The sequence below is a fragment of the Stenotrophomonas sp. STEN087 genome (assembly GCF_056759115.1).
In genome coordinates, this window is record NZ_JBRRCR010000157.1 from 1 (window position 1) to 3,916 (window position 3,916).

Here is a 3,916-nt window from a genome sequence, read left to right on the forward strand (position 1 = left end):
CGGTTTGTGGGTCCGTGCGGGGGGCTCGGCGCCGGGGCCGCCCCACCCGGCCCCCCGGCCGCCCCCGCGGGCCGGCCACTACCGAACTGTCCACGCCATGCGTGGATGACACACCTGCCCACCTAAAGTCCCCACCAACGGGGCCGATATCGAGCCTGACACCGGGACTTCCGGCAGACCAGGACCCTCGATGAACGACAAGACCAGCTCCACCGCCAGCGCCGGTGGCGAATTCCTCAGCTTCACCCTCGGCGCCGAGCACTACGGCGTGGACATCCTCAAGGTGCAGGAAATCCGTGGCTACGACGCGGTCACCCGCGTGCCGGACGCACCGGACTACATCAAGGGCGTCATCAACCTGCGCGGCACCATCGTTCCGGTCATCGACCTGCGCCTGAAGCTGCGCCTGGAAAACGCGACCTACGACGCCTTCACCGTGATGATCGTGCTGAACGTGGATGACCGCGTGGTCGGCATCGTCGTCGACAGCGTGTCCGACGTGATCCCGCTGTCGGGCGATCAGATCCGCCCCACCCCGGAATTCGGCGCCGCCGTCGATACCCGCTTCATTTCCGGCATCGGCACGCAGGACGACCGCATGCTGATCCTGCTGGACATCGAAACCCTGCTGGACAGCGCCGACATGGGCCAGGCCAGCCTGGTCGAAGACGCCGCGGCCTGAGCAGGCGGACTTCCCTCACGTTTCTGTAACCGAGCCCTTCAGTTCCCCGCGGCAGTGCCGATAGGGGGACAGGAACCCGGTCGCGCAGGAGCGCGCAGAACCGGATCGACCATCACAATCCCCGGAGAATCACCCCGATGAAGTCCCTGCTTGCGTTCGTTTCGGCTGCCGTCCTGGCCACCACTGCTTCTTCCGCTTTCGCACAGTCGGCCGACATGATCCCGCCGGAAATGGCCCCGCGCTCGGTCGGCAAGGACGGCATGGTCTGCGGCAAGGTCGAGAAGGCACGCTTCGCGGAAGGTTCCGAAGGCCAGCCGACCTTCCTGTACATGGGCGGCGCCTTCCCGCGCCACACCTTCTCGGCCCGCATCGCCGGCGAGAACCGCGGCAAGTTCAACTTCCCGCTGGAAAGCCTGGAAGGCAAGACCGTCTGCGTGCTGGGCAAGATCCAGCGCGATGCCTCGCGCGCTGAAATCGAAGTCAGCTCGCCGGCAAGCCTGAAGCTGGCCAACATCAAGTAATCCGCTGTCCATCACCACGCCGGCCCCTCGCCGGCGTGGTCTGCTGCAACCGGGCAAGACGCCCGGACGCGTCTGCCTTAGGAGATCGCAACGCCCATGCCGTGGATCAACAACCTCAAACTGATGCCGAAGCTGCTGTTGACGTTCGGCGTCATCCTGCTGGTGATGCTGCTGCAGGGCATCGTCGCCTATCGTGGCCTGCATTCGCTGAACAACGTCACCACCGAGCTGGCGGGCTCGCGGATGGAAAGCATCCGCATGGCCGGCGAAATGCGCGGCATGATCGGTGAGATCCGCAACTCCGAGTACCAGCAGCTGGTCCGCGCCAGCGCCGAGGTCAAGGCCGACGCCCACGCACGCGTGGCTGAGCTGCGCACCAACCTGGACAAGGCGATCAAGGAATACCCGACCCTGATCGACAACCCGCAGCAGAAGAAGCTGTTCGACGCCTTCGCCAAGGACTGGAAGGATGCCGTCGCCTCCTACGACAGCGTCAACGAGATGCTGGAGCTGGAGCTGCCCGACGACGCCATCGATACCTTCGTCGGCGAGACCCGCACCAAGCACCGCAAGGCCACTGCCTCGCTCGAATCGCTGATCGCCGAAGACAACCGCCTGTCCCGCGCCGCGCGCGAGGAGGCCTCCTCCACCTATTCCGCATCGGCCACGCTGATGGTGATCGCCCTGTTCGGCGGCGCCGCGCTGGGCCTGGTGCTGGTGTGGCTGTTCGCCCGTGCCCTGGTCGGCAGCGTGCGTGGCGCCGTTTCGGTCGCCAACGACGTCGCCGGCGGCAAGCTCGACGGCCATATCGATGTCAGCCGCCAGGACGAAGTGGGCGAACTGATGCAGGCCATGCAGCGCATGCAGCGCGACCTGCGCGAGCGCATCGAGACCGATGCCGCCGTGGCCCGCGAGAACCTGCGCATCCGTACCGCCCTGGATTACAGCTCCACCGGCGTGTACCTGACCGACCCGAACAACACCATCGTCTACAGCAACCGCGCCCTGCAGCAGACCCTGGTCCAGTACCAGGACGACGTGCGCCGCGACCTGCCGGACTTCGACGCGCAGGCGTCGCTGGTCGGCAAGCCGGTGACCGTGCTGGAACACCGTGGCGAGATGGACACCACCCTGGTGGCCAACCTGAAGGCCCACGGCGTCGCCCGCCGCCCGATGCAGTATGGCGATGCGCAGTTCGCCCAGGTCGCCTCGACCATCCGCAACGAAGCCGGTGACACCGTCGGCTACGTGGTGGAATGGCGCGACCGCACCCAAGAAGCGCAGGTCGAAGCCGAAGTGGCCCGCGTCATCGCCCAGGCTGCCGCCGGCGACCTGTCCGGCCGCATCGATGCCAACGGCAAGGAAGGCTTCTTCCTGCAGCTGGCCCAGCAGATCAACGGCCTGCTGGACGCCAACGCCGGCAGCATCGAGCAGATCTCCGGCCTGCTGGCTGCGCTGTCGCAGGGTGACCTGACCGTGCGCATGCACGGCGATTACCAGGGCGTGTTCGCCCGCATGCGTGACGATGCCAATGCCACCGCCGCGCAGCTGAGCGAGATCGTCACCCGCATCAAGCAGTCCAGCCGCGCGATCAACTCGGCCGCCGGTGAGATCGCCTCGGGCAACAGCGATCTGTCGCGCCGCACCGAGCAGCAGGCTGCCAACCTGGAAGAAACCGCCGCCTCGATGGAAGAGCTGACCTCGACCGTTCGCCAGAACGCCGAGCACGCCCGCCAGGCCAACCAGCTGGCCATCGGTGCACACGGTGTCGCATCGCAGGGCGGCGACGTGGTCGGCCAGGTGGTCACCACCATGTCGGCCATCCAGGCGTCCTCCAAGAAGATCGCCGAAATCATCTCGGTCATCGACGGCATCGCCTTCCAGACCAACATCCTGGCGCTGAACGCCGCAGTGGAAGCCGCGCGTGCCGGTGAACAGGGCCGCGGTTTCGCCGTGGTCGCCAGCGAAGTGCGCACCCTGGCACAGCGCTCGGCCGCTGCAGCGAAGGAGATCAAGGGTCTGATCGACGATTCGGTCGGCAAGGTCAACGATGGCTCGGCTCTGGTGCACAAGGCCGGCGCGACCATGGGCGAGATCGTCGCCTCGGTGCAGCGCGTGACCGACATCATGGCGGAGATCTCCGCCGCCTCGCAGGAACAGTCGGCCGGCATCGAGCAGGTCAACCAGACCGTGGTGCAGATGGACGAGACCACCCAGCAGAATGCTGCGCTGGTGGAAGAAGCCACCGCTGCCGCGCGGGCGATGGAAGAACAGGCCGGCCACCTGAGCGAGGCTGTGTCGATCTTCGTGGTGGACGAAGCCGAGACCGTGGTCGCCCCGCGCGCCCCGGCCCCGCGCGCCTCCGCCCCGGCGCCGGCACCGGCTGCACCGCCGGCACCGGCTGCACCGCCGGCACGTCGCAGCACCGGCGGTCGCCCGATGGCTGCCGAGCTGGCGGACGGAGACTGGCAGGAGTTCTGATTCCTGCTGCCGCAGGCTTCGAAGACGCCCTGGCCCCGTGCCGGGGCGTTTTCGTTTCCGGGGTTCCTGGGTTCCCGGGTCAACAACCAACGGCGAAGCCCCTCGGGGTGGGCGCGCTTTGTACTGGAATTTTGTGGGTTGGCCGGGCGGGTGGATTGCGCGGGGGACGCTGCAAGTACGTCCATGTAAGCTCGGTCGCCGCATCCATGCGGCTCACGCCCCCGCGCAGCCC

Annotated in this window: 3 protein-coding genes; all 3 read left to right on the forward strand. The window is 67.2% G+C overall.

What is annotated here, in order from left to right; genetic code table 11:
- The first annotated feature begins 190 nt into the window (after positions 1 to 190).
- The 3 genes from ACVOK1_RS20320 to ACVOK1_RS20330 all read left to right on the forward strand — a co-directional run bounded on the left by ACVOK1_RS20320 (position 191) and on the right by ACVOK1_RS20330 (position 3,684).
- Positions 191 to 682, forward strand: a complete 492-nt coding sequence (locus ACVOK1_RS20320; protein ID WP_108768775.1) for a chemotaxis protein CheW — start codon at positions 191 to 193, stop codon at positions 680 to 682.
- 137 nt (positions 683 to 819) lie between these two features.
- Positions 820 to 1,203, forward strand: coding sequence for a hypothetical protein (locus ACVOK1_RS20325; protein ID WP_108768774.1), 384 nt, complete (start codon positions 820 to 822; stop codon positions 1,201 to 1,203).
- Positions 1,204 to 1,299: 96 nt separating this feature from the next.
- Complete coding sequence (locus ACVOK1_RS20330; protein WP_481563082.1) at positions 1,300 to 3,684, forward strand: methyl-accepting chemotaxis protein; 2,385 nt, start codon at positions 1,300 to 1,302, stop codon at positions 3,682 to 3,684.
- Positions 3,685 to 3,916: the final 232 nt, after the last annotated feature.

What these genes read in the sequence shown, in the direction of transcription:
- ACVOK1_RS20325 (WP_108768774.1), top strand. Translation starts at nt 820, where the DNA reads ATGAAGTCCCTGCTTGCGTTCGTTTCGGCTGCCGTCCTGGCCACCACT.
- ACVOK1_RS20320 (WP_108768775.1), top strand. Translation starts at nt 191, where the DNA reads ATGAACGACAAGACCAGCTCCACCGCCAGCGCCGGTGGCGAATTCCTC.
- ACVOK1_RS20330 (WP_481563082.1), top strand. Translation starts at nt 1,300, where the DNA reads ATGCCGTGGATCAACAACCTCAAACTGATGCCGAAGCTGCTGTTGACG.